This is a genomic window from Actinomadura atramentaria DSM 43919 (assembly GCF_000381885.1).
Taxonomy (GTDB): Bacteria; Actinomycetota; Actinomycetes; order Streptosporangiales; family Streptosporangiaceae; genus Spirillospora; species Spirillospora atramentaria.
Genome location: NZ_KB907216.1, coordinates 36374 through 59560, shown reverse-complemented (window position 1 = coordinate 59560; position 23187 = coordinate 36374). Strand labels below are relative to the sequence as shown.

Here is a 23187-nt window from a genome sequence, read left to right as displayed (position 1 = left end):
GGGAAAGGGTCGGAACATGGGGGGTACGGCGGTGTTCAGCGTTCGAGGAGCTTGAGCATCCGCGCTTCGAGCGCGGCGAACTGCTTTTCCTCGTAGAGGCCGGGCGCGTGGCTGACCACTTCCCACAGCCCCTCGGCCGCCAGCCGGACGAGCGCCGTCCCCTCGGGGTCGGGATCGGTCGGGTCGACGTGCCCGTGCCAGCGGCGCATCGCCGCGTTGAGCGGCGCGGCCAGCTCCGGGTCGGTCGCCGCGGCCATGATCGCCGACCATCGTCGGTACGCGCGGGCTTCGCCGGTGAGGATCTCGAACGTGGCCCGCACGTAGGCGCGCGTGTACGAGCCGGGGCTGTCGTCGATGAACGACCCGATGAGGTCGTCGAAGTCCTCGATGACCCGGCTGACCAGCGCCTGGACCAGTGCTTCCTTGGTCGGGAAGTGGTAGAGCAGCCCGCCCTTGCTGACGCCCGCGCGGTCGGCGACGGCGGCGAGCGTGAGCGCCTGGGTGCCCTGCTCGGAGAGCAGGGACTCGGCGGCGTCGAGTAGGACGTTCTTCCTCATGGCGGACTCCACTGTACCGACCGGACGGTACAGTAGGCAACCGGCGTTTCGGTCAGGGCATTCCCCGGTATTCATGGCGTTCCGGACCCGCGAGGGGGAAGGGTCCGCACACGGATAATGTTGACGGCGTGGTGACCTACCTGGACCATGCCGCGACCACCCCGATGCACCCCGCGGCCGTCTCCGCGATGACCGCGGAACTGGGGGAACCGGGCAACCCGTCGTCACTGCACGCCGTGGGCCGCCGCGCCCGCCGCGTCGTCGAGGAGTCCCGCGAGATCATCGCCGAGGCGTTCGACGCACGGCCGAGCGAGATCGTCTTCACCTCCGGCGGGACCGAGGCCGACAACCTCGCCGTCAAGGGCCTCTACTGGTCGCGCCGGGCCGCCGACCCGCGCCGCCGCCGGGTGCTGGCGAGCGCGGTCGAGCACCACGCCGTCCTGGACGCCGTCCAGTGGCTCGCCGACCACGAGGGCGCGGACGTGCGGTGGCTCGCGTGCGACGAGCACGGCCGCGTCGCGCCCGAGACGCTGCGCGCGGCCATCGGCACCGGCGAGGACGTCGCGCTGGTCACGGTCATGTGGGCCAACAACGAGGTCGGCACCGTTCAGCCCGTCGCGGCGCTCGCCGCCGTCGCGGCCGAGTTCGGCGTCCCGTTCCACACGGACGCCGTGCAGGCCGCCGCGCATCTCCCCGTCTCGTTCGAGGCGTCCGGCGCGGCCGCGCTGACGCTCAGCGGCCACAAGCTCGGCGGCCCGCTCGGCGTCGGCGCGCTGGCGCTGGCCAAGCCGGGCAAGCGGCTCGCCGCGGACCCGGTGCCCGTCCTGCACGGCGGCGGCCAGGAGCGGGACGTCCGTTCGGGGACGCTCGACACCCCCGCCATCGCCGGGTTCGCCGCCGCCGTCCAGCACACGCTCGCGACCCGCGAGGCCGAAGTGCGGCGGCTCGGGGCGCTGCGGGACGCACTGATCGCCGGCGTCCGCTCCGCGGTGCCCGACGCGGTCCTCAACGGCGATCCGGTCGACCGGCTGCCCGGCAACGCGCACTTCTCGTTCCCCGGCTGCGAGGGCGACGCGCTGCTCATGCTGCTCGACGCGCGCGGCATCGCCTGCTCCACGGGCTCGGCGTGCTCGGCGGGCGTGTCCGAGCCCAGCCACGTCCTGCTCGCGATGGGCGCGGACGCCGCCCGCGCGCGCGGCTCCTTGCGCTTCACCCTCGGGCACACCAGCACGGAGGCCGACATCGCCGCGCTGACCGCCGCCATCGGCCCCGTCGTCGAGCGCGCCCGCCGCGCCGGCCTCGCCTGACCGGCGGGCCCGCGACGGGCTGGTCTCGTTTGGGCTGTTTTGTTGCGGGCAGTCTCGCGTCCGACGTTGGGTGACGACGGGAGACGGACATGACGGCGGGCGCGGTGGGAACGGCCGAGAGCGGTGCGCGGACGGCCGGGCGGCATGGCCGCCGCGTGGCCGGGAACCGCTGGTTCCATCGGCTGTCGCGGGCGGGACTCGTCGCGCGCGGGATCATCTACCTGCTGATCGGCTGGCTGGCCGTGCAGATCGGGCTGGGCGACGGCGGCGAGCAGGCCGACAAGAAGGGCGCGCTCCAGGAGATCGGCGAGAAGCCCGGCGGCACGATCATGCTGTGGCTGCTGACCCTCGGCTTCCTCGGGCTGGCGCTGTGGCGGTTCTCCGAGGCCGCGTTCGGGCAGCCGGTCGCGGACGGCGACAAGCCCGTCAAACGGCTCGCGTCTTTCGGCCGGGGCGTGTTCTACACGGCCGGTTTCGCGGGGATGCTGAGCTTCGTCCTCGGGCAGGGCGGCTCGTCCAGCGACCAGCAGTCGCACTCGTACACGGCCCGCGCGATGGAGCACCAGGGCGGGCGCTGGCTCGTCCTGGCGGTCGGCGTCGGGTTCGTCGCGTGGGGCGTCGGCAACATCGTCAGCGCAGTGCGCCGCAAGTTCCTGAAGAAGCTGAACGTCGGCGAGATGAGCCCCCGCGTCGCGCCGGTCGTCAAGGCGCTCGGCGTCGTCGGCCGCAGCACGCGCGGCCTGGTGTTCGGCGGCGTCGGCGTCTTCCTGATCCGCGCCGCCGCCACCTTCGACCCGGACGAGGCCAAGGGCCTGGACGGCACGCTCCGCGAGTTCGCCGGGACGCCCGCCGGGCCGTGGCTGCTCGTCGCCGTCGCGCTCGGCCTCGTCGTGTTCGGCGCGTACTCGCTGTGCGAGGCCCGCTGGCGGAAGGTCGAGGCCGCGCGCGGCGGTCAGGGCCGGTAGGGCGCGAGCGCGCTCCACGACGGGTCCGACGCGGCCGAGACCTTGGCCTTGCCCTCGCTCCAACCCGCCGCGAGCTGGTCGAGGTCGGCCAGCACCGACGACGCCGGGTCCGCGTAGAGGTGGAACACCCGCAGCCCGTCGCCCGTCTCCACGGCCGCCAGCACCGCCCGGTCGCCCAGCGCCGTCAGCCGCCGCTCGAACTTGCGCAGCGCCCCCGCCGACGGGTCCACCGGGAGCCGGTCGGGGTTGGCGTGCCGGTAGGGGACCGCGACGCTGACGTGCAGGTCGCACAGCGGGTGGTCCTGCCGGTGCAGCGGGAAGCGCACCATGACGCGGGACGGGTGCCCGCGCGGCGTCCGCCCCTCGCCGGTCAGCCACTCGGGGGCGGCGAACGGCTCGGCGACCTGCTCGACCACCACCGCGAGCATCGACGGCGGCAGCGAGTCGATCGGGGCCTCTTCGGCGGTCGTGACGCGGCCGACCCAGCGCGCCGCGTCGTCCTCGCCGAGCGCCCAGTCCAGCAGGTGCCGCGCGACCTGCAGCCGCTGCTCTTCCGCGACGAACAGGAAGTCGGGGTGGTAGGCGGTGATGTCCACGCGGGCGCGGCCCTGGTCGGCGCGCATGCCGAACCGGGCGTACTCGAGATCGAACTCGTGGTCGCCGAGGACCAGGTTCTGCGTCAGCATCTCCGGGTCGGGCTGGCGGGCCGGGTAGTACCGCCAGTGCGCGCCCGCCGACCGGGGCACCGCCCGGTGCCAGCGCTCGGCCACGCCGCGCAGCGCCGGGTCGCCGCCGCCGGTGACGGTCAGCGCCGGGCCGCGCCCGTCCGAGCCGCCGATCTCCCACTGCAGGTCCGGGTGGATCTTGCCGACGCGGTGCGACAGCTCCTCGACCAGCTCGGTCGGCAGGCCGTCGGCGTCGTCGTCGCCGGGCTGCGCCTCCAGGGCGGCCTCGATCGAGGGGCGGGCCTGCGCCCACCACTCCCAGAACTCGCCGATCGCGGCGGGCGTGGCGGCGGACATGTCGCGGGGGCGGCGAAAGATTCCCATGGCGCGTCACATCGTACGCGGATAACGGGTGGCGCCGAGGTGCGCGGCGGACCTTACCCTGGGGGAGTCATGACTCTGCGCGTACTGGCCGCCATGTCCGGCGGCGTCGACTCCGCGGTGGCCGCCGCCCGCGCCGCCGAGGCGGGGCACGACGTCACCGGCGTCCACATGGCCCTGTCCAGCAATCCCCAGTCCTACCGGTCCGGCGCGCGCGGCTGCTGCACGCTGGAGGACGCCCGCGACGCGCGCCGCGCCGCCGACGTCATCGGCATCCCGTTCTACGTGTGGGACCTCGCCGAGCGCTTCCACGAGGACGTCGTCGAGGACTTCGTCAGCGAGTACGCGGCGGGCCGCACCCCGAACCCGTGCCTGCGCTGCAACGAGAAGATCAAGTTCGCGGCGCTGCTCGACCGGGCGCGCGCGCTCGGGTTCGACGCGGTCTGCACCGGCCACTACGCGCGGCTGGACGGCACCGTCCTGCGCCGCGCGGTGGACTCGGCCAAGGACCAGTCGTACGTCCTCGGGGTCTGCACGTCCGAGCAATTGGCGCACGCGCTGTTCCCGCTGGGCGACACGACCAAGGCCGACATCCGCGCCGAGGCCGAGCGGCGCGGGCTGCGGGTCGCCGCCAAGCCCGACAGCCACGACATCTGCTTCATCGCGGACGGGGACACCCGCGGGTTCCTCGCCGAACGGCTCGGCGCGGCCCCCGGCCCGATCGTCGACACCGACGGGCGGACGGTCGGCGAGCACGACGGCGCGTACGCGTACACGATCGGGCAGCGGCGCGGCCTGCGGATCGGGACGCCCGCCGCCGACGGACGGCCCCGGTACGTGCTGGAGATTTCGCCGGTCTCGAACACGGTCACGGTCGGGCCGCGCGAGGCTCTGGACGTCACCGAGATCACCACCGGCGCGCCGGTGTGGCTCGCGGACGCGCCCGCCGGCCCGTTCGGCTGCGCGGTGCAACTCCGCGCGCACGGCGAGGTCCACGGCTGCACGGTCGAGCCGGGCCCGGACGGGCTCCGGCTGCTGCTGGCCGCCCCGGCGCGCGGCGTCGCGCCCGGCCAGACCGCCGTCCTGTACGACGGCGACCGGGTGCTCGGGTCCGCGACGATCGCCGCCGCGACCCGGGTCCGCGCGTCCTGACCCCGCGCCCCCGCGGCGCGAGCCCCCACCAGGTGAAGGAGAACCCGCATGCGGTTCGGTGTGTCCACGTTCGTGACCGACGAGGGGATCGGCCCGGCCGCGCTCGGCGCGGCGCTGGAGGAGCGTGGGTTCGGCTCGCTGTTCGTCGCGGAGCACACGCACATCCCGGTGAAGCGCGAGTCGCCGTGGCCGGGCGGCGACGAGCTGCCGCGCGTCTACTACCGGACGCTCGACCCGTTCGTCGTGCTGACGGCGGCGGCGACCGCGACCGAGCGGCTGCGCGTCGCGACCGGCATCGCGCTGGTCGTCCAGCGCGACCCGATCGTGCTCGCCAAGGAGGTCGCGTCGCTGGACGTCGTCTCGGGCGGCCGGGCGGTCCTCGGGATCGGCGCGGGCTGGAACCGCGAGGAGATGCGCAACCACGGCACGGACCCGGCCACGCGGATGCGGCTGCTGCGCGAGCGCGTCCTGGCGGTGAAGGAGCTGTGGACGCGCGACGAGGCCGAGTTCCACGGCGAGTTCGTCGACTTCGACCCGGTCTTCTCCTACCCCAAGCCCGTCCAGGACCCGCACCCGCCGATCCTGGTGGGCGGCGCGGGCCCGACGACGTTCGACCGCGTCGTGGAGTTCGGCGACGGCTGGATGCCGATCTACGGCCGCAACACCGCCGACCTCGCCGCGCGGATCGCCGAGCTGCGCGACCGGGCGGGCCGCCGCGTCCCGGTGACGGTGTTCGGCGTCCCGCCGCGCCGCGAGGCGGTGGACGAGCTGGCGGCGGCGGGCGTCGACGAGGTGCTGTTCGGCCTGCCCACGGCACCGGCGGACGAGACCGCGCGGCATCTGGACGCGTTCGCCGGGCTGCTCTGAGCACCGTCCGGCCCCGTTAGTATCCAGCGCGTGGCCAGCTTCCCGTGGACTCCCGGCACCGCGACCGGCGTCGGCTCCTACCCCGGCACCGACGTCGCCGAGGCGCTGCGCGTCGTCCTCGGCGAGTGCCCCGAACTCCCGCACCTGCCCGAGCTCCCGGCGCGCGGCGTCGGCGCGGACCTGGTCGGCCGCACCGCCGGACTGCTGGTGGACCTGCCGGTCCGCGTCGAGCCGTCCGGGTGGCGGTTCGCGGACCGGCCGGGCCGCGACACGCGCCGCGCGCTCGACCACCTCGCCCGCGACCTGGACGTGCTGGAGGAGCTGGCGGGCGGGCACGACGGCCCGTTCAAGGTCCAGGTGTGCGGCCCGTGGACGCTGGCGGCTGCGATCGAGCTGCGCAACGGCCAGCGGACGCTGCGCGACCCCGGCGCGGTCCGGGACCTGGCCGAGTCGCTGGCCGAGGGCGTCGCGGGGCACGTCGCCGAGGTCCGGCGGCGCCTGCCGCGCGCGACGGTCCTGCTGCAGGTGGACGAGCCCGGCCTGCCCGCCGTCCTCGCCGGGTCCGTCCCGACCGCGAGCGGTCTGACGCGGCTGCGCCCGGTGGAGGCCCCGGTCGCGCAGGAGACGCTGCGGCGGCTGCTGGAGCGCGCGGGCGACGTCTTCGGCGTCGCGCACTGCTGCGCGCGCGACGTCCCGTTCGCGCTGCTGCGCGGCGCGGGGTTCGGCGCGATCTCGGTGGACCTCTCGCTCGTCCCCGAACGCGACGACGACCCGGTGGGGGAGGCCATCGACGCGGGCGTGGGCCTGTTCCTCGGCGCGGTGCCCGCGACCGACGCGGCGCTGCCGCCGCTCGCGGCGACCGCGCGGCCCGTCCGGGAGCTGTGGCGGCGGCTCGGGTTCCCGCCCGCGCGGCTCGCCGAACAGGTCGTGGTCACTCCCGCGTGCGGGCTCGCGGGCGCGTCGCCCCGGTACGTCCGGGACGCGCTGAAGCGCTGCCGCGACACCGCCCGGATGCTGTTCGAGGCCGCCGACTGACCGGCGGGACGCGTTCGCGCGATTCCGGTGCCGGGCCCGGCCCGGCGGGGTGGGAATGTCACTGCCACCGGCCACAATAGGGGCATGACCTTGAGCGACGGTGTTCCCACGGGAGTCCCGGCGTCGGCCGCGCGGCGGCACGCCGAGCTGGCCGAGCGGATCGACGAGGCCAACTACCGCTACTACGTCCTCGACCGGCCCACGCTGAGCGACGCCGAGTACGACGACTTCATGCGCGAGATCCAGGCGCTGGAGGCCGAGCACCCCGGGCTCGTCACGCCCGACTCCCCGACGCAGCGGGTCGGCGCGCCGATCGTCACCGAGTTCGCGACGGTGGCGCACCTGGAGCGGATGCAGAGCCTGGACAACGCGCGCAACGCCGACGAGCTGCTGGCGTGGGACGAGCGCGTCCTCAAGGAGGTCGGCGAGGTCGCCGCCTACCTGTGCGAACTGAAGATCGACGGGCTGGCCATCGCGCTGGTGTACGAGGACGGGCGGCTGACGCGCGCGGTGACGCGCGGCGACGGCCGCACCGGCGAGGACGTCACCAACAACGTCCGCACGATCGACGCCGTCCCCGACCGGCTGACGGGCGAGGGCTGGCCGTCGGTGCTGGAGGTCCGCGGCGAGGTGTTCCTGCCCGTCGAGGGGTTCCGGAAGGTCAACGAGCTGCAGGCGGAGGCGGGGCTGGCGCCGTTCGCGAACCCGCGCAACGCGGCGGCGGGGTCGCTGCGGCAGAAGGACCCGCGGGTGTCGGCGCAGCGGCCGCTGTCGATGCTCGTCCACGGGTTCGGCCGGTGGGAGGGCGGCGCGCGGCCGGAGAGCCAGTCCGGCGCGTACGAGATGATGCGCGGCTGGGGCCTGCCGGTGAGCGACCGGTACCGCGTCCTGCCCGACCTCGACGCCGTCCGCGAGTACATCGGCTATTACGGCGACCACCGCGACGAGCCCGCCTACGAGATCGACGGCGTGGTCGTGAAGGTCGACCAGTTCCCGCTACAGCGGCGGCTCGGTTCCACCTCGCGCGCGCCGCGCTGGGCCATCGCCTGGAAGTACCCGCCGCAGGAGGTCAACACCAAGCTCCTGGACATCAAGGTCGGCGTGGGGCGTACCGGGCGGGTCACGCCGTACGGGGTCATGGAGCCGACCGTGGTCGCCGGGTCGGTGGTCGCCTACGCGACGCTCCACAACGCGAGCGAGGTCGAGCGCAAGGGCGTCCTGATCGGCGACACGGTCGTGCTGCGCAAGGCGGGCGACGTGATCCCCGAGATCGTCGCGCCCGTGACGGATCTGCGCGACGGGTCCGAGCGCCCGTTCGTGATGCCGGACAAGTGCCCCGAGTGCGGGACGACGCTGGCCTACCAGAAAGAGGGCGACGTCGACATCCGCTGCCCGAACGCGCAGTTCTGCCCGGCGCAGCTCCGGGAGCGGCTGTTCTTCGTCGCGAGCCGCAACGCGCTGGACATCGAGGCGCTGGGCTACGTCGCGGCGACCGCGCTGACGCAGCCGCTGGAGCCGAGCAATCCGCCGGTCCGCAATGAGGGCGACCTGTTCCATCTGACGGTCGAGGAACTGCTGCCGATCCGGTCGCTGGTGCGCGACCAGCGCACGGGCCTGCCCCGGATCGACGAGAAGACCGGCGAGCAGAAGGTCGTCACGTTCTTCGCCAACAAGGAGGGCGAGCCGAAGAAGACCGTCGAGAAGCTGTTCGAGGAGCTGGAGAAGGCGAAGCGGCAGCCGCTGTGGCGGGTGCTGGTCGCCCTGTCGATCCGGCACGTGGGCCCGTCGGCCGCGCAGGACATCGCCCGCGAGCTGCGGTCGATGGACGCGATCCGCGCGGCGACCGAGGAGGAGCTGGCGACGGTCGAGGGCGTCGGGCCGACGATCGCGGCGTCCGTCAAGCAGTGGTTCGAGGTGGACTGGCACCGGGAGATCGTCCGCAAGTGGGCCGAGGCCGGCGTGCGGATGGCCGACGAGGACGCGGCGGGGCCGCGCCCGCTGGCGGGCGTCAGCGTCGTCATCACCGGGTCGCTGGAGGAGTTCAGCCGCGACTCGGCGACGGAGGCGGTGCAGAACCTCGGCGGCAAGGTCAGCGGCTCGGTGTCGAAGAAGACCGGCTTCGTCGTCGTCGGGGACAGTCCCGGCTCGAAGTACGAGAAGGCCGTGAAGCTCGGCGTGCCGGTCCTCGACGAGGCCGGGTTCCGTGTCCTTCTCGATGATGGGCCGGATGCGGCCACGAAGGTCACGATCCGCGCGGAAGAGTGACAGATCGCGGTCAACCGGGGCCGACCAGCGTAAAGTTACCTAAGCGTACCGCTGAGGAACTTTTCTGCGGAACGCCCCAGGGGTGCGGCATAACGGAACGTGCGCAATTGGTTTCGCGAAGTTGGTCGTAGGTCGTACTCTCCGAGTCATCACAAGGTCCCCGAACCCCCCGAGATGGTGATGAAGGACCCGAACAACACGCGGAACACGCCCCCGCGCCGGGGCTCACCGCTGTGGACCTACTTCGCGGCCGTCATCGCGCTCGGCGCCCTCGCGGCCGCCGCCGCGTTCGCCGGGCTCGCCGCCGACCAGTGCCACGCGCTCGCGACGAGCCCGGCGTTCTGGCTGCTCGGCTGCCTCATCGTGCTCGGGGAGCTGCGGCCCATCATCACCCCGGGCCTGACGGAGAACAGCAGCGCGAGCACCGCGACGACGTTCTCGTTCGCGGCGCTGCTGTACGCGGGGCTGCCCGCCGCGATCGTGCTGCGCGCCGTCGCGCTCGTCGCGTGCGGCGTGTTCCGGCGGAGCGCCCCGCACCGGATCGCGTTCAACGTCGCCCAGTACACGCTCAGCCTCAGCGCCGCCCAGCTCCTGCTGCTGGCGTTCGGGACGCGGAGCACGCCCACCGACACGTGGGTGCCCGGCGGCGCGGACCTGCTCGCCATCGCGCTCGCGGGCGCCGTCTACTTCGTGTGCAACGACGCGCTGGTCGCGGCGGCCGTCGCGCTGCACGAGCGCGCGCCGTTCCTGCGGGCGCTGCGCGGCGACCTCGGGTACCAGGTGCTCGTCCACCTCGCGCTGCTCGGCCTCGCGCCGCTCGTCGTCGCGGCGATGGACCGGTCGGCGGCGTTCCTGCCGCTGATCGTGCTGCCGTTCACCGCCGTGTACCTGAATGCGTCCGCGTCCGTCCGGCGCGAGCACCAGGCGCTGCACGACGTGCTGACCGGCCTGCCCAACCGCAAGCTCCTCACGCTGCGCACCGAGGAGGCGCTGGCCCGCGCCCGCGCCGCCGACCGCCGCCGCGACCGGCGCGGCGTGCTGCGGCGGGCCGAGGCGGAGGGCCGCGCCGGGCTGTTCCTGCTGGACCTGGATCGTTTCAAGGAGGTCAACGACACGCTCGGGCACGCGACGGGGGACCGGCTGCTCCAGCTCGTCGCGGACCGCCTCACCCACAGCGTCCGCCCCGGCGACCTCGTCGCGCGGCTCGGCGGGGACGAGTTCGCGGTACTGCTGCCGTCCGTCCGCGACGAGGCGGCGGCCCGCGAGGTCGCGGCGCGGCTGCGGGCGGCGCTCGGCGAGCCCGTCCGGCTGGAGGGCATGATGTTCGACCTCGCCGGGAGCGTCGGGATCGCGCTGTTCCCCGACCACGCGCAGGACTTCGAGCCGCTGCTGAAGCGCGCCGACGTCGCGATGTACCACGCCAAGCAGAACCGCAGCGGCGTGGAGGTGTACGCGCCCGAGCAGGACCGCAACTCCCCGGCGCGGCTGCGGATGCTCGGCGAGCTGCGCCGCGCGGTCGACCGGGACGAGCTGGAGCTGTTCTACCAGCCGAAGGTCTCGCTGCGGGACGGCCAGCTCGTCGGGATGGAGGCGCTGCTGCGCTGGCGGCACCCCGAGCAGGGGCTGCTCGGCCCGGAGAGCTTCCTGTCGGTCGCCGAGCAGACGTATCTGATGCGGTCGATCACCGCGCACGTCATCCAGGCGGCGCTCGCGCAGGCCGCCGCGTGGTGGCGGGAGGACCTGACCGTCCAGGTCGCGGTGAACGCGTCCGGCCGCGACCTGTTCGACGCGGGCCTGACCGAGGCCGTCGAGAAGGGCCTGCGCCGCCACGGCCTGCCCGCCGCCGCGCTGCAACTGGAGATCACCGAGCGCATCCTGATGAACGAGCCCGCGTACGCGTCCGAGACGGTCGGGGCGCTCGCGGAGCTGGGCATCCCGCTCAGCCTCGACGACTTCGGCACCGGCTACTCGTCGCTGGTGCGGCTGCGGCGGCTGCCGGTCGAGGAGATCAAGATCGACGCCTCGTTCGTGCGGCGGCTCACCGGCTCGCCCGACGACGCGGTGATCGTCCGCTCGATCGTGGAGCTGGTCCGCACGCTCGGGCTGCGCTCGGTCGCCGAGGGCGTCGAGGACCACGCGACCGCCCGCGCGCTGCGCGAACTCGGCTGCGACGCCGCGCAGGGCTACCACTTCGGCCGCCCGATGGACGCCGCGACGGCGACGGACTGGCTGCGCCGCCGCCGCGAGCGCGGACTGGCCCCCGAACCCGCCGCCTGACGCGCCGCGTCAGAGGTCGTCGCGGTACTCGCGGCGGCCCGAGGGGACGTCCTGGTAGTACCGCCGCTCCCGCACCTCGGCCGGGCGCTCCACGACCCGCCGCCGCGCGGTCGCGATCCGCACGATCCCGACGACCAGCCCGATCAGGCCGCCGATCATGAGGATGACGCCGACCAGCCGGATGTCGATGCCGCTGAACTGGTAGTCGACCGCGTAGGCGAGGATCGCCCCGATGATGATCAATGCGATGCTGCCGCCGATGGTCACGGCGAACTCCTTCCGTCGTCCGCAGACGTACGCGAAGGGTGGTTCCCTCCCCTCCGGGATGAAACAAGCCGCCGCTCAGGGACCCCGTGGGTGGTTGGTCGACAGCGCTCGTGGAGTAATTAAGTAGGTGTACGTTTGAGCAGATACACATTGGGTCCATGAGCGCCGATACGAGCCTCTGACCTCGCGAATCCCATCGCTTCCAGAAACGGTTTGCACATGTCCGCGATCACCCGTGACGAGGTCGCGCACCTCGCCCGGCTGTCCCGGCTGGCGCTCGGCGAGGACGAACTGCAGCGTCTCGCCGCCCAGCTCGACCAGATCATCTCCGCGGTCGCGCGGGTGCAGGAGGTCGCGGCGGAGGAGATCCCGCCGACCTCCCACGCCCTGCCGCTGACCAACGTGTACCGGCCCGACGAGGTGCGCCCGTCGCTGTCGCCCGGGCAGGCCCTCGCGGGCGCGCCGGCGGCGGAGGAGCAGCGCTTCCGGGTTCCGCGGATTCTGGACGAGGAGGCGTGACGGCCGTGAACGAGCTGGTCGGGAAGGGCGCGGCGGAGCTCGGCGCGCTGATGGCGGCGGGCGAGGCGTCCGCCGTCGAGGTGGCGCAGGCCCACCTGGACCGCGTCGCCGCGGTGGACGGCGAGATCGGGGCGTTCCTGCACGTCGACCCCGAGACCGTCCTCGCGCAGGCCCGCGCGGTCGACGAGCGGCGCGCGGCGGGCGATGAGCTGGGCCCGCTGGCGGGCGTGCCCGTCGCGCACAAGGACGTCTTCACGACGCGGGACATGCCGACGACCGCCGGGTCGAAGATCCTGGAGGGCTGGCGGCCGCCCTACGACGCCACCGTCACGGCGCGGCTGCGCGCGGCGGGGCTGGTCATCCTCGGCAAGACGAACATGGACGAGTTCGCGATGGGCTCGTCCACCGAGAACAGCGCCTACCACGTGACCCGCAACCCGTGGGACACCGCGCGCGTGCCGGGCGGCTCGTCCGGCGGGTCCTCGGCGGCGGTCGCCGCGTTCGAGGCGCCGCTGGCCACCGGCACCGACACCGGCGGCTCGATCCGCCAGCCCGCCGCCGTGACCGGCATCGTCGGCGCGAAGCCGACCTACGGCGGGTCGTCGCGGTACGGGCTCATCGCGTTCGCGTCGTCGCTGGACACCCCCGGCCCGTTCGCGCGCAACGTGCTGGACGCGGCGCTGCTGCAGGAGGCGTTCAGCGGCCACGACCCGATGGACTCCACGTCGGTGGACCGGCCGGTCCCGCCGGTGGTGGAGGCGGCGCGGCGCGCGGACGTCGCCGGGCTGACGGTCGGCGTCGTCAAGGAGTTCGCGGGCGACGGCTACCAGCCGGGCGTGTCGGCGCGGTTCGCCGAGGCGGTCGCGCTGCTGGAGTCGCTGGGCGCGAAGGTCGTCGAGGTGTCGTGCCCGCACTTCACCTACGCGATGCCCGCCTACTACCTGATCGCGCCGTCCGAGGCGTCCTCGAACCTGGCGCGGTTCGACGCGATGCGGTTCGGACTGCGCGTCGGCGACGACGGCTCGCGCAGCGCCGAGGAGGTCATGGCGCTGACCCGCGCGCAGGGCTTCGGCCCGGAGGTCAAGCGCCGGATCATGCTCGGCACGTACGCGCTGTCGTCGGGCTACTACGACGCCTACTACGGCAAGGCGCAGCAGGTCCGCACGCTGATCGCGCGCGACTTCGAGGCCGCGTTCGAGCGGGTGGACGTGCTCGTCTCGCCGACGACGCCGACGACCGCGTTCCCGATCGGGGAGCGCGCCGACGACCCGATGGCGATGTACCTGGCCGACCTCTGCACCATCCCGTCCAACCTTCAGGGCAACGCGGCGATCTCCGTGCCGTGCGGCCTGGCGGACGAGGACGGCCTGCCGGTCGGCCTGCAGATCATGGCGCCCGCCCTCGGCGACGACCGCGTGTACCGCGTCGGCGCGGCGGTCGAGAAGGCGCTGGAAGACCGCTGGGGCGGCCCGCTGCTGGCCAAGGCCCCCGAGCTGGCGGAGGCCGCGAAGTGAGCACCCCCACGGTGATGAAGTTCGACGAGGCGCTGGTGAGGTTCGAGCCGGTCCTCGGGCTGGAGACCCACATCGAGCTGGGCACGGCGTCCAAGATGTTCTGCGGCTGCCCGACGGAGTTCGGCGCGGAGCCGAACACGCAGGTGTGCCCGGTGTGCCTGGGGCTGCCCGGGTCGCTGCCGGTCGCCAACCGCGCGGCGATCGAGGGGATCATCAAGATCGGCCTCGCGCTGAACTGCGAGATCGTCGAGTGGTGCCGGTTCGCCCGGAAGAACTACTTCTACCCGGACATGCCGAAGAACTATCAGATCTCCCAGTACGACGAGCCGCTGTGCGTCGACGGCCACCTGGAGGTCGAGGTCGACGGGGAGGTCTTCCGCGTCGAGATCGAGCGCGTCCACATGGAGGAGGACACCGGCAAGTCGCTGCACGTCGGCGGCGCGACGGGCCGCATCCACGGCGCGGACCACTCGCTGGTGGACTACAACCGGGCGGGCATCCCGCTGGTCGAGATCGTCACCAAGCCGATCACCGCGACCGGGGACAAGGCGCCGCTCGTCGCGCGCGCCTACGTCACCGAGCTGCGCGAGCTGGTGCGCTCGCTCGGCGTCTCCGACGTGCGGATGGAGCAGGGCTCGCTGCGCTGCGACGTCAACGTGTCGCTGATGCCGCGCGGCGCGAGCGAGTGGGGCACCCGCACCGAGACCAAGAACGTCAACTCGCTGCGGTCGGTGGAGCGGGCCGTCCGGTCGGAGATCGAGCGGCAGGCGGCCGTGCTCGACGGCGGCGGCAAGATCGTGCAGGAGACCCGCCACTTCCACGAGGACACCGGCACGACCACGTCCGGGCGCAGCAAGGAAGAGGCGCAGGACTACCGGTACTTCCCCGAGCCCGACCTGGTGCCGATGGCCCCGTCGCGGGAGTGGGTCGAGGAGCTGCGGGCGACGCTGCCGGAGCTGCCCGCCGCGCGCCGCCGCCGCGTGCAGGGCGAGTGGGGCCTGTCGGACCTGGAGCTGCGCGACGTCGTCAACGCCGGGGCGCTCGACCTCATCGAGGAGACGGTCGCGGCGGGCGCGGACGCGGGCGCGGCCCGCAAGTGGTGGATGAACGAGCTGTCGCGGCGCGCCACCGAGAAGGGCGTGGAGCTGGCCGAGCTGCCCATCGAGCCCGCGCAGGTCGCGCGGGTGCAGGAGATGGTCGCGGCCCGCGAGCTGAACGACAAGCTCGCCCGGCAGGTGTTCGAGGGCGTGCTGGCGGGCGAGGGCGGCCCGGACGAGGTCGTCGCCGCGCGCGGTCTCCGGATCGTGTCGGACGAGGGCGCGCTGACCGCCATCGTGGACCGGGTCATCGCCGACAACGCCGCCGTCGCCGACAAGGTGCGCGGCGGGAAGGTCGCGGCGGCGGGCGCGCTCGTCGGCGCGGTCATGAAGGCCAGCCGGGGGCAGGCCGACGCGGGCCGCGCCCGCGAGCTGATCCTGGAGCGCCTCGGCGTCTCCTGACGCGCGGTCCGGTCCCGCGGCGCGCGCCGCGGGACCGGCCGGTAATGTCCCCGGCGCTCGCTACCGTGCCGTCATGGCAGTCATTCATCCCCCCTTCCCGCCCGTCCCGGACGCCCTTCCGCCCGGTCGCGTCGTCGACGCCGCCGAGGGCATGACGGACGCCCGCTGGGCGGGCCGCCCCGTCCTGTGGATCACCGCGGACCCGGTGCCCGATGCCGCCGCGCTGTGGACGCGGCTGTACGACGAGCGGGCGAAGACGGGCCTGTACCCGCTGCTGCTGCCCGGCCTGCGCAACGCGGAGGAGCGGCCGTGGCTGTCGGGCGAGCTGGGCTTCGCCCCGGTCGACGCGGTCGACGCCCTCGACGCCGCGACGGCGCTGGACGACCTCGCCTGGGACGACGGCGACGAGGGCGTCGTCGCGCCGCGCGCGCTGGCCGCGCCGGGCGTGGTGACCGAGGACCCCGACGCCCTGGCCGTCGAGGTCGTCGCGATCCTGGCGGGCGGGACGGCCCGGCGGGTCGGCCTCGTCCCCGTGGACCGGGGCGCGGACGCGCTGGCGATGTCCGGCTGGGACGGGCCGTGCAACCACACCAACGACACCGAGAAGATCGCGGCGGTCGTGCGCTCGTGGGAGGAGCGCTTCGGCGCGCGCGTCGTGCAGGTGGGGTTCGACACGCTGGAGGTCTCGGTGGCCGCGCCGCCGACGACGATCGAGCACGCGCGGGCGGTCGCGGCCGAGCACTACATCTTCTGCCCCGACAACGTGGACCAGGGCGTCGGCTCCCTCGACGAGTACGCGGCCGACCTGGTGGGCGCGCCTTGCTGGTCGTTCTGGTGGGACTGACCGCCGGGGGCGGCCGCCGCCCGCCCCGGTCACGGAGCGTGTCCGGGCTCGTTGGTCGTCATCAGCGGTTTTGTGACCGGGAGACGCTGTCTGGGGCGTTCTCGCGGCGTCCTTTGTCGCCGGGTGGACGCTGAGCCTCAATCGCTCCGTGACCTACGGAACGTACATTGAGCATCACGGTGATCCCGCACCGCAGCAACGTCGCTGATCCGACCTCCGGCGGCACCGGGTCCGCCGGAGCCCGGCGCGGACCGGGGCGGGCACGATCCGCCCGGTCCCGGGCGTTGTCCGAGCGCCGGGCCGGCCCCAGACCATGAATTCCGAGCACCCGTCCCGTCCGAGCGCGGGGCGTCGCCCGATCGGGCAGGAGAGGACACGAGGCGCGATGAGCGGCGGCTTTCCCGACCGGGTTCCGCGCGGCGCGGTGCCCGTCGGACTGGTCGTGGTGGTCGCCGTCCTGTACGCGGTCGGCTCGACGTTCAACTGGGGCGGCGCGGCGTTCCTGGCGTGGGCGGAGGTCTTCGCCGCCGGGGCGGCGGCGACCGCGCTGCTGCTGGCCTCGCGCCGCCGCCCGGGGCCGCCGTCCGACGACCCCGAGCCTCCGGCCGAGTCCGAGCGGGACGGCGCGGACGCCGTCGAGGCGCCGCTGTCGCCCGGTCTCGGGCCGGTCGGCGTCTTCCGGCGCGGCCTGCGCGTCGGCATCCCGCGGCGCGGCGACCCCGACCCCGACGACACGCCGCGGAGCCTCCGCACGTCGTGGCGGTGGTTCGGCGTCGCGGCGGCGGCGTGGTGCGTCGGCGCGGCCGGGTCCGCGATCTCGGTGACCGTCCAGTCCCGCAGCGCGCTGTCGCTGTCGGTGCCGGACCTGTTCTACCTGGTCGCGGTCGTCTCGCTGGTGACGGGCCTGGTCGTCCCGATCCGGCTGCCGCGCGGCGCGGGCGTGTGGGTGCGGTACGTCGCCGACACGTACGTGTGCGCGAGCGCGCTGTTCGTGCTCGGCTGGGTGGCGCTGTTCGGCGACCTGTACCACCGGTCGGGGGAGTCGGCGTCGTCGTTCCTGCTGGAACTGCTGTACCCGCTCATCGACATCGTGCTGGTGTGCGGATCGCTGCCGTTCGTGCTGGGTGCGGCGCGCGGCGGCCGCCGGACGGCGTGGACGGGCTACGGCGCGCTGGCCGCGTTCGCCGCCGCCGACATCGTCACGACGGCGGTGCGGCTGCGCGGCGGCGCGCCCGCCGACGACCCGTCCGACATCCTGCGCATCGCGGGCATCGCGCTGCTGCTGCTCGTCCCCTGGACGAACCGCGCGGACGAGCCGGACGCCCGGCCCGCGCGCCCCGGCCGGATGATCGGGCCGGGCATCGCGCCCGCCGCCGCGGCCGCCGCGGCGGCCCTGTTCGTCGCGGGCCACTCGCTGACGGCGTCCCACGGGCTGGAGCCGGTGGTGTCGATCGTCGCGGGCCTGGCGACGCTGGTGCTGCTGGCGCGGCTCGCGGGCCTGCTGCGCGAGAACGACGCGCTGCGCCGCGCCGTGGACACCGGCGACGACCACTTCCGCGCGCTGTCGGAGTCGATCAACGACGCGGTCGTCATCTGCGACACCGAGGGCGTCGTCCGGTACGCGAGCGGCGGCGCGCTGCGGACGTACCGGTACACGCCCGAGGAACTGGTCGGCCGGTCGCTGCACGAGATCGTCCACCCGGAGGACCTGCCGCGCGTCCGCGCGGCGTTCCTGGCGTTCGTCGCCGCCGACCCGGACGCGGACGCGCCCGAGTTCGAGGACGCCGCGGGCGGCCACGGCGAGGTCCCGCCCGGTTCGCTGCGGCTGGCGTGCCGCGTGCGCGCGTCCGACGGCACCTGGCTGCCGACCGAGTCGGCGGTGTCGCGGTACGCCGGGCTCGGCGCGCCGTCCCTGCTGATCACGACCCGCGACCTGAGCGAGCAGGCCGCCCTGCAGCGCCAGGTCGCGCACCTGACGTTCCACGACGGGCTCACCGGCCTGCCGAACCGCGCGTACTTCGAGGAGCGCACCCGCGAGGTCCTGTCCCGTCCGGACGACGGCCAGGTCGCGGTGCTGTTCGTGGACATCGACGGGTTCACGGCCGTCAACGACTCGGCGGGCCACGCGGCGGGCGACCAGGTCCTCGCGCAGGCCGCGCGGCGGCTGCGCGGCACCGTCCAGGCCGACGACACGGTCGCGCGCTGGGGCGGCGACGAGTTCTCGGTGCTGGTGCAGCTCCCGCCGGACGGCGGCGCGGGCGGCGCGGACTCGCAGGCGGCGGTGGAGCTGGCCGAGCGGCTGCTGCGCGTGCTGTCGGCGGAGCCGTACCGGGTGGGCGGCAAGGACATCGCGCTGTCGGCGAGCGTCGGCATCGCGTTCGCGGGCGACGTCGGCGGCGCGGACGAGGCCGGGGCGACCGGCCGCCGCGCGGGCGGCCGCGCCGAGCGGGGCCGCGGCCTGCGCGCCGACGCCGCCGACCTGATCCGCAACGGCGACCTGGCGATGGCGCGGGCGAAGGAGCACGGCGGCGGCCGCGTCGAGGTGTTCGCCCCGCACATGCACACCGACGTGGTGCGCCGCCTGGAGCTGGGCAGCGACCTGCAGCGCGCGCTGGCCGACGAGCAGTTCACGGTCGAGTTCCAGCCGGTGGTCGAGCTGGCGACGTCGCGCGTGACGGGCGTCGAGGCGCTCGTGCGGTGGTGGCGCGGCAGCGAGTCGGTGCCGCCGGAGGAGTTCATCGCGCCCGCCGAGGAGTCGGGCCTGATGATCCCGCTCGGCGACTGGGTGCTGCGCCGCGCCTGCCGGGAGGTGGCGCGCTGGCGGGAGGACTCGTTCGAGGTCGGCCTGTCGGTGAACTTCACGGCCCGCCAGATCGCGGACCCGCGGTTCGTCGAGTCGGTGGCCGGGGCGCTGGCCGAGACGGGCCTGCCGCCGCAGGCGCTGACGGTGGAGGTCCGCGAGGAGGTCCTGGTCGAGGACGCGGGCCAGAACGTGCGGCGGCTGTCGGCGCTGCGCGACCTCGGCGTCCGGCTGGCGATCGACGACTTCGGCACCGGGTACGCGTCGCTGGCCTACCTCGGGCAGCTCCCGGTGGACATCATCAAGATCGACCCGTCCTTCGTGGCGGGGCTGGGCTCGGACGAGACGCTGACGCTGCTGACCGAGACGATCGTGCGGCTGGGCCGCGACCTCGGGCTGACGGTCGTCGCGGAGGGCATCGAGCGGCCCGAGCAGCTCGAACGGCTGCGGGCGATGGGCTGCCCGCGCGGGCAGGGCTACCTGGTGGCCCGGCCGATGGCGGTGGGCCGCGTGGAGTCGCTGGTCCGGACGAACATCGAGGCCGGGCCGCCGCTGGGCGCGGAGGGCCTCCAGGCCGGTTCGGAGGCCGGTTCCGAGGCGGGTTCGGCGCTCTCCGCGGGTTGACCCCGATCATGACCAAAGGGTCATGTTGTCTCGCATACTGGGATTAACTGTCCACGGATTTGACCAGCGCGGCGAAGTCGGCGAAAGTGGCCTACGTGCAGAGCAGTCTCAACATCCTCGTAGTACTTGGTCGGCGCGCAGGCTGATCAAGTCTTCACCCCTGCGCGCGCCCCTCGACCGCCAACCCGGCGGCGGGGGTTTTTTGTTGGCCGTGCGACCTCGCGAACCCCGCGTTCGAAGGCCCACCCTCCCCAAGGAAACCCAAGGACATGACGACCGAACAGATGACGGGAGCCCAGGCGCTGGTCCGCGCCCTGGAGAACGTCGGCGTCGACACCGTGTTCGGCATTCCCGGCGGCGCCATCCTTCCGGCCTACGACCCGCTCTACGACTCGGTGAAGCTGCGGCACATCCTCGTCCGGCACGAGCAGGGCGCGGGGCACGCGGCGCAGGGCTACGCGATGGTGACCGGCAAGGTCGGCGTCTGCATGGCCACCAGCGGCCCGGGCGCGACGAACCTGGTCACGCCGATCTCCGACGCCTACATGGACTCCGTCCCGATCGTTGCGATCACCGGCCAGGTGGCCACGTCGCTGATCGGCACCGACGGGTTCCAGGAGGCCGACATCGCCGGCATCACGATGCCGATCACCAAGCACAACTTCCTCGTCACCGACCCGCGCGACATCGGCCGGACGATCGCGGAGGCGTTCCACATCGCCTCGACCGGCCGTCCCGGGCCCGTCCTGGTCGACATCGCCAAGGACGCGCTGCAGGCCACGTTCGACTTCGAGTGGCCCGTCCAGATGCACCTGCCGGGGTACCGTCCGGTGACCCGCCCGCACTCCAAGCAGGTCCGGGAGGCGGCACGGCTCATCGCCGAGGCGAAGCGGCCGGTGCTGTACGTCGGCGGCGGCGTCCTGAAGGCGGGCGCGTCCGCGGAGCTGAAGGTGCTCGCGGAGCTGACCGGCGTCCCGGTCGTCACGACGCTGATGGCCAAGGGAGCGTTCCCCGACAGCCACCCGCAGCACATGGGCATGCCCGGCATGCACGGCTCGGTCGGCGCCGTCGGCGCGCTCCAGCGGTCCGACCTGCTGATCACGATCGGCGCGCGGTTCGACGACCGCGTCACCGGGCGGCTCGACGGGTTCGCGCCGCACGCCAAGGTCGTCCACGCCGACATCGACCCGGCCGAGATCTCCAAGAACCGGCACGCGGACGTCCCGATCGTCGGGGACGCGCGCGAGGTCATCGCCGACCTGATCGTCGCGGTGCAGGCCGAGCACGACGCGGGCCGCGCCGGCGACTACGAGGACTGGTGGCGGCAGCTCAACGCCTGGCGCGAGACGTACCCGCTCGGCTACGACGAGCCGGAGGACGGGCTGTCCCCGCAGCACGTCATCGAGCGGATCGGGCAGCTCGTCGGGCCGGAGGCGTACTACGTCGCGGGCGTCGGCCAGCACCAGATGTGGGCCGCGCAGTTCATCAAGTACGAGCGGCCGGGAGCGTTCCTGAACTCCGGCGGCGCGGGGACGATGGGCTACGCCGTCCCGGCGGCGATGGGCGCCAAGGTCGGCGCGCCCGACACGCAGGTCTGGGCGATCGACGGCGACGGCTGCTTCCAGATGACCAACCAGGAGCTGGCGACCTGCGTCCTGGAGGGCATCCCCGTCAAGATCGCGATCATCAACAACGGCAACCTCGGCATGGTCCGGCAGTGGCAGACGCTGTTCTACGAGGGGCGCTACTCCAACACCAAGCTGCACACCAACCGGGTCCCCGACTTCGTCAAGCTGGCCGAGGCGTACGGTTGCGTGGGGCTGCGGTGCGAGCGGCCGGAGGACGTCGACTCCGTCATCGCCAAGGCGATGGAGATCAACGACACCCCGGTCGTGATCGACTTCGTCGTCCACCCGGACGCGATGGTCTGGCCGATGGTCGCGGCCGGCACCGGCAACGACGACATCAAGATCGCCCGCGACATGGCCCCCGAGTGGGAGAACGGAGACTGACCGCGATGACGCAGCACACCCTGTCGGTGCTGGTGGAGAACACCCCCGGCATCCTCACGCGGGTCGCGGCCCTGTTCGCCCGGCGCGGGTTCAACATCGAGTCGCTGGCGGTCGGCACCACCGAGCATCCGGAGATCTCCCGGATGACGATCGTGGTGAAGGTCGAGGGCCTGCCGCTGGAGCAGGTCACCAAGCAGCTCAACAAGCTCGTCAACGTCCTGAAGATCGTCGAGCTGGACCCGGGCACGTCGGTGCAGCGCGAACTCGTGCTCATCAAGGTCCGCGCGGACGCCGAGACGCGCTCGCAGGTGCTGGAGACCGTCCAGCTCTTCCGGGCGAAGGTCGTCGACGTCGCGCCGGACGCGGTGACCGTCGAGGCGACCGGCAACCGCGAGAAACTGGACGCGCTGATCAGGATCCTGGAGCCGTTCGGCATCAAGGAGCTGGTCCAGTCGGGCATGGTGGCCATCGGCCGCGGCGCCCGGTCGATCACCGACCGCTCGCTGCGCGCGATCGAGCGCAGCGCCTGACCGGACGGCGGGCGAGGCCCGCGCGACCGACACACAACGCGTGTCACTGACACCAGGAAAGGCAGAACAGCACAGTGGCTGAGATGTTCTACGACAACGACGCGGACCTGAGCGTCATCCAGGGCCAGCACGTCGCCGTCATCGGGTACGGCAGCCAGGGGCACGCGCACGCGCTGTCCCTGCGCGACTCGGGCGTGGACGTCCGCATCGGCCTCCCCGAGGGCTCCAAGAGCCGGGAGAAGGCCGAGGCGGAGGGCCTGCGCGTCCTCACCCCGGCCGAGGCCGCCGAGGAGGCCGACCTGATCATGATCCTCGCGCCGGACCACCTCCAGCGCGGGATCTACGAGAAGGACATCAAGCCGGCCCTGGTCGAGGGCGACGCGCTGTTCTTCGGCCACGGGCTCAACATCCGCTACGGGCTCATCGAGCCCCCGGCGGGCGTGGACGTCTGCATGGTCGCGCCGAAGGGCCCGGGCCACCTGGTCCGCCGCCAGTTCACCGCGGGCCGCGGCGTGCCGGTGATCGTGGCGGTCGAGGCCGACGCGTCCGGCAACGCCTGGCCGCTGGCGCTGGCCTACGCCAAGGCCATCGGCGGCCTGCGCGCGGGCGGCATCAAGACGACGTTCACCGAGGAGACCGAGACCGACCTGTTCGGCGAGCAGGCCGTGCTGTGCGGCGGCGTGTCCGAGCTGATCAAGACCGGGTTCGAGGTCCTGATCGAGGCCGGGTACCAGCCCGAGGTCGCCTACTTCGAGTGCCTGCACGAGATGAAGCTCATCGTGGACCTGATCTACGAGGGCGGGCTGTCGAAGATGTTCTGGTCCGTCTCGGACACCGCCGAGTTCGGCGGCTACACGCGCGGCCCGCGCGTGGTGAACGCCGAGACCAAGGCGGAGATGAAGAAGATCCTCGCCGAGATCCAGTCCGGCGAGTTCGCCAAGGAGCTGATGGCCGAGTTCGAGGGCGGCCAGGTGCAGTTCGGCAAGTTCCGCCAGGAGCTGGCCGAGCACCCGATCGAGAAGACGGGCGGCGCGCTCCGCCCGATGATGAGCTGGCTGAACGACTGACGTTCGCCCGCACGCGCGGCCGGGCCCGCCGTCCCCTGAC

The 23187-nt window shown here is 73.5% G+C and carries 17 protein-coding genes and 1 pseudogene; 15 read left to right on the top strand and 3 right to left on the bottom strand.

Annotated features, from left to right (window positions below; all coding sequences use genetic code 11):
• Positions 1-35 precede the first annotated feature (35 nt).
• Complete coding sequence (locus G339_RS0121320; protein WP_033323864.1) at positions 36-557, bottom strand: TetR/AcrR family transcriptional regulator; 522 nt, start codon at positions 555-557, stop codon at positions 36-38.
• Between the two features lie 131 nt (positions 558-688).
• Here G339_RS0121320 and G339_RS0121315 point away from each other — a divergent pair, with 131 nt between their 5' ends.
• Entirely contained in the window at positions 689-1864 is a 1176-nt protein-coding gene (locus G339_RS0121315; RefSeq protein ID WP_026341652.1) for a cysteine desulfurase family protein, read from the top strand.
• Between the two features lie 89 nt (positions 1865-1953).
• A complete protein-coding gene (locus tag G339_RS0121310; protein ID WP_019633093.1) occupies positions 1954-2829 on the top strand; it encodes a DUF1206 domain-containing protein in 876 nt (291 codons plus the stop codon).
• Here the strand turns inward: G339_RS0121310 and G339_RS0121305 are convergent.
• Positions 2817-3878, bottom strand: coding sequence for a DUF695 domain-containing protein (locus tag G339_RS0121305; RefSeq protein WP_026341651.1), 1062 nt, complete (start codon positions 3876-3878; stop codon positions 2817-2819). The two genes, G339_RS0121310 and G339_RS0121305, sit on opposite strands and share 13 nt — an antisense overlap.
• Positions 3879-3947: 69 nt before the next feature.
• Between G339_RS0121305 and mnmA the strand changes: the two genes are divergently transcribed.
• The 5 genes from mnmA (at position 3948) to G339_RS0121280 (ending at position 11471) form a co-directional block, all read left to right on the top strand.
• Positions 3948-5027: a tRNA 2-thiouridine(34) synthase MnmA gene (gene mnmA / locus G339_RS0121300; RefSeq protein ID WP_019633091.1), complete on the top strand. Its 1080-nt coding sequence runs from the start codon at positions 3948-3950 to the stop codon at positions 5025-5027.
• Between the two features lie 48 nt (positions 5028-5075).
• Complete coding sequence (locus tag G339_RS0121295) at positions 5076-5894, top strand: LLM class F420-dependent oxidoreductase (protein WP_019633090.1); 819 nt, start codon at positions 5076-5078, stop codon at positions 5892-5894.
• Between the two features lie 21 nt (positions 5895-5915).
• Entirely contained in the window at positions 5916-6929 is a 1014-nt protein-coding gene (locus tag G339_RS0121290; RefSeq protein WP_157407937.1) for a methionine synthase, read from the top strand.
• An 84-nt stretch (positions 6930-7013) separates the two neighbouring features.
• Complete coding sequence (gene ligA, locus G339_RS0121285; protein ID WP_019633088.1) at positions 7014-9194, top strand: NAD-dependent DNA ligase LigA; 2181 nt, start codon at positions 7014-7016, stop codon at positions 9192-9194.
• A gap of 180 nt (positions 9195-9374) precedes the next feature.
• Positions 9375-11471 (top strand): putative bifunctional diguanylate cyclase/phosphodiesterase, encoded by a 2097-nt coding sequence (locus tag G339_RS0121280; protein ID WP_033323916.1) that lies wholly within the window; start codon positions 9375-9377, stop codon positions 11469-11471.
• A gap of 9 nt (positions 11472-11480) precedes the next feature.
• On the opposite strand, the gene G339_RS0121275 is transcribed toward G339_RS0121280, so the two are convergent.
• Positions 11481-11738, bottom strand: a complete 258-nt coding sequence (locus tag G339_RS0121275) for a DUF6458 family protein (protein ID WP_019633086.1) — start codon at positions 11736-11738, stop codon at positions 11481-11483.
• Positions 11739-11957: 219 nt separating this feature from the next.
• Here G339_RS0121275 and gatC point away from each other — a divergent pair, with 219 nt between their 5' ends.
• From gatC to ilvC, 8 genes and pseudogenes are all read left to right on the top strand, one after another.
• Entirely contained in the window at positions 11958-12257 is a 300-nt protein-coding gene (gene gatC, locus G339_RS0121270) for an Asp-tRNA(Asn)/Glu-tRNA(Gln) amidotransferase subunit GatC (RefSeq protein ID WP_019633085.1), read from the top strand.
• Positions 12258-12307: 50 nt separating this feature from the next.
• A complete protein-coding gene (gene gatA, locus G339_RS0121265) occupies positions 12308-13771 on the top strand; it encodes an Asp-tRNA(Asn)/Glu-tRNA(Gln) amidotransferase subunit GatA (RefSeq protein ID WP_051107921.1) in 1464 nt (487 codons plus the stop codon).
• 14 nt (positions 13772-13785) lie between these two features.
• Entirely contained in the window at positions 13786-15270 is a 1485-nt protein-coding gene (gatB, locus tag G339_RS0121260) for an Asp-tRNA(Asn)/Glu-tRNA(Gln) amidotransferase subunit GatB (protein ID WP_033323914.1), read from the top strand.
• Positions 15271-15343: 73 nt separating this feature from the next.
• Positions 15344-16114 (top strand): DUF4253 domain-containing protein, encoded by a 771-nt coding sequence (locus tag G339_RS0121255; RefSeq protein ID WP_026341650.1) that lies wholly within the window; start codon positions 15344-15346, stop codon positions 16112-16114.
• A gap of 385 nt (positions 16115-16499) precedes the next feature.
• Entirely contained in the window at positions 16500-19538 is a 3039-nt protein-coding gene (locus tag G339_RS0121250) for a putative bifunctional diguanylate cyclase/phosphodiesterase (RefSeq protein WP_019633081.1), read from the top strand.
• 266 nt (positions 19539-19804) lie between these two features.
• Positions 19805-21550 (top strand): annotated as a pseudogene (locus G339_RS0121245) (acetolactate synthase large subunit); the annotation flags it as partial.
• A gap of 5 nt (positions 21551-21555) precedes the next feature.
• Positions 21556-22080: an acetolactate synthase small subunit gene (gene ilvN / locus G339_RS0121240; RefSeq protein ID WP_019633079.1), complete on the top strand. Its 525-nt coding sequence runs from the start codon at positions 21556-21558 to the stop codon at positions 22078-22080.
• An 83-nt stretch (positions 22081-22163) separates the two neighbouring features.
• Positions 22164-23147, top strand: coding sequence for a ketol-acid reductoisomerase (gene ilvC, locus G339_RS0121235; protein ID WP_019633078.1), 984 nt, complete (start codon positions 22164-22166; stop codon positions 23145-23147).
• Positions 23148-23187: the final 40 nt, after the last annotated feature.

What these genes read in the sequence shown, in the direction of transcription:
- G339_RS0121250 (WP_019633081.1), top strand. Translation starts at nt 16,500, where the DNA reads ATGAGCGGCGGCTTTCCCGACCGGGTTCCGCGCGGCGCGGTGCCCGTC.
- G339_RS0121310 (WP_019633093.1), top strand. Translation starts at nt 1,954, where the DNA reads ATGACGGCGGGCGCGGTGGGAACGGCCGAGAGCGGTGCGCGGACGGCC.
- G339_RS0121295 (WP_019633090.1), top strand. Translation starts at nt 5,076, where the DNA reads ATGCGGTTCGGTGTGTCCACGTTCGTGACCGACGAGGGGATCGGCCCG.
- G339_RS0121320 (WP_033323864.1), bottom strand. Translation starts at nt 557, where the DNA reads ATGAGGAAGAACGTCCTACTCGACGCCGCCGAGTCCCTGCTCTCCGAG.
- ilvC (WP_019633078.1), top strand. Translation starts at nt 22,164, where the DNA reads ATGTTCTACGACAACGACGCGGACCTGAGCGTCATCCAGGGCCAGCAC.
- mnmA (WP_019633091.1), top strand. Translation starts at nt 3,948, where the DNA reads ATGACTCTGCGCGTACTGGCCGCCATGTCCGGCGGCGTCGACTCCGCG.
- G339_RS0121280 (WP_033323916.1), top strand. Translation starts at nt 9,375, where the DNA reads ATGAAGGACCCGAACAACACGCGGAACACGCCCCCGCGCCGGGGCTCA.
- ilvN (WP_019633079.1), top strand. Translation starts at nt 21,556, where the DNA reads ATGACGCAGCACACCCTGTCGGTGCTGGTGGAGAACACCCCCGGCATC.
- gatA (WP_051107921.1), top strand. Translation starts at nt 12,308, where the DNA reads ATGGCGGCGGGCGAGGCGTCCGCCGTCGAGGTGGCGCAGGCCCACCTG.
- ligA (WP_019633088.1), top strand. Translation starts at nt 7,014, where the DNA reads ATGACCTTGAGCGACGGTGTTCCCACGGGAGTCCCGGCGTCGGCCGCG.
- gatC (WP_019633085.1), top strand. Translation starts at nt 11,958, where the DNA reads ATGTCCGCGATCACCCGTGACGAGGTCGCGCACCTCGCCCGGCTGTCC.
- gatB (WP_033323914.1), top strand. Translation starts at nt 13,786, where the DNA reads ATGAAGTTCGACGAGGCGCTGGTGAGGTTCGAGCCGGTCCTCGGGCTG.
- G339_RS0121305 (WP_026341651.1), bottom strand. Translation starts at nt 3,878, where the DNA reads ATGGGAATCTTTCGCCGCCCCCGCGACATGTCCGCCGCCACGCCCGCC.
- G339_RS0121255 (WP_026341650.1), top strand. Translation starts at nt 15,344, where the DNA reads ATGGCAGTCATTCATCCCCCCTTCCCGCCCGTCCCGGACGCCCTTCCG.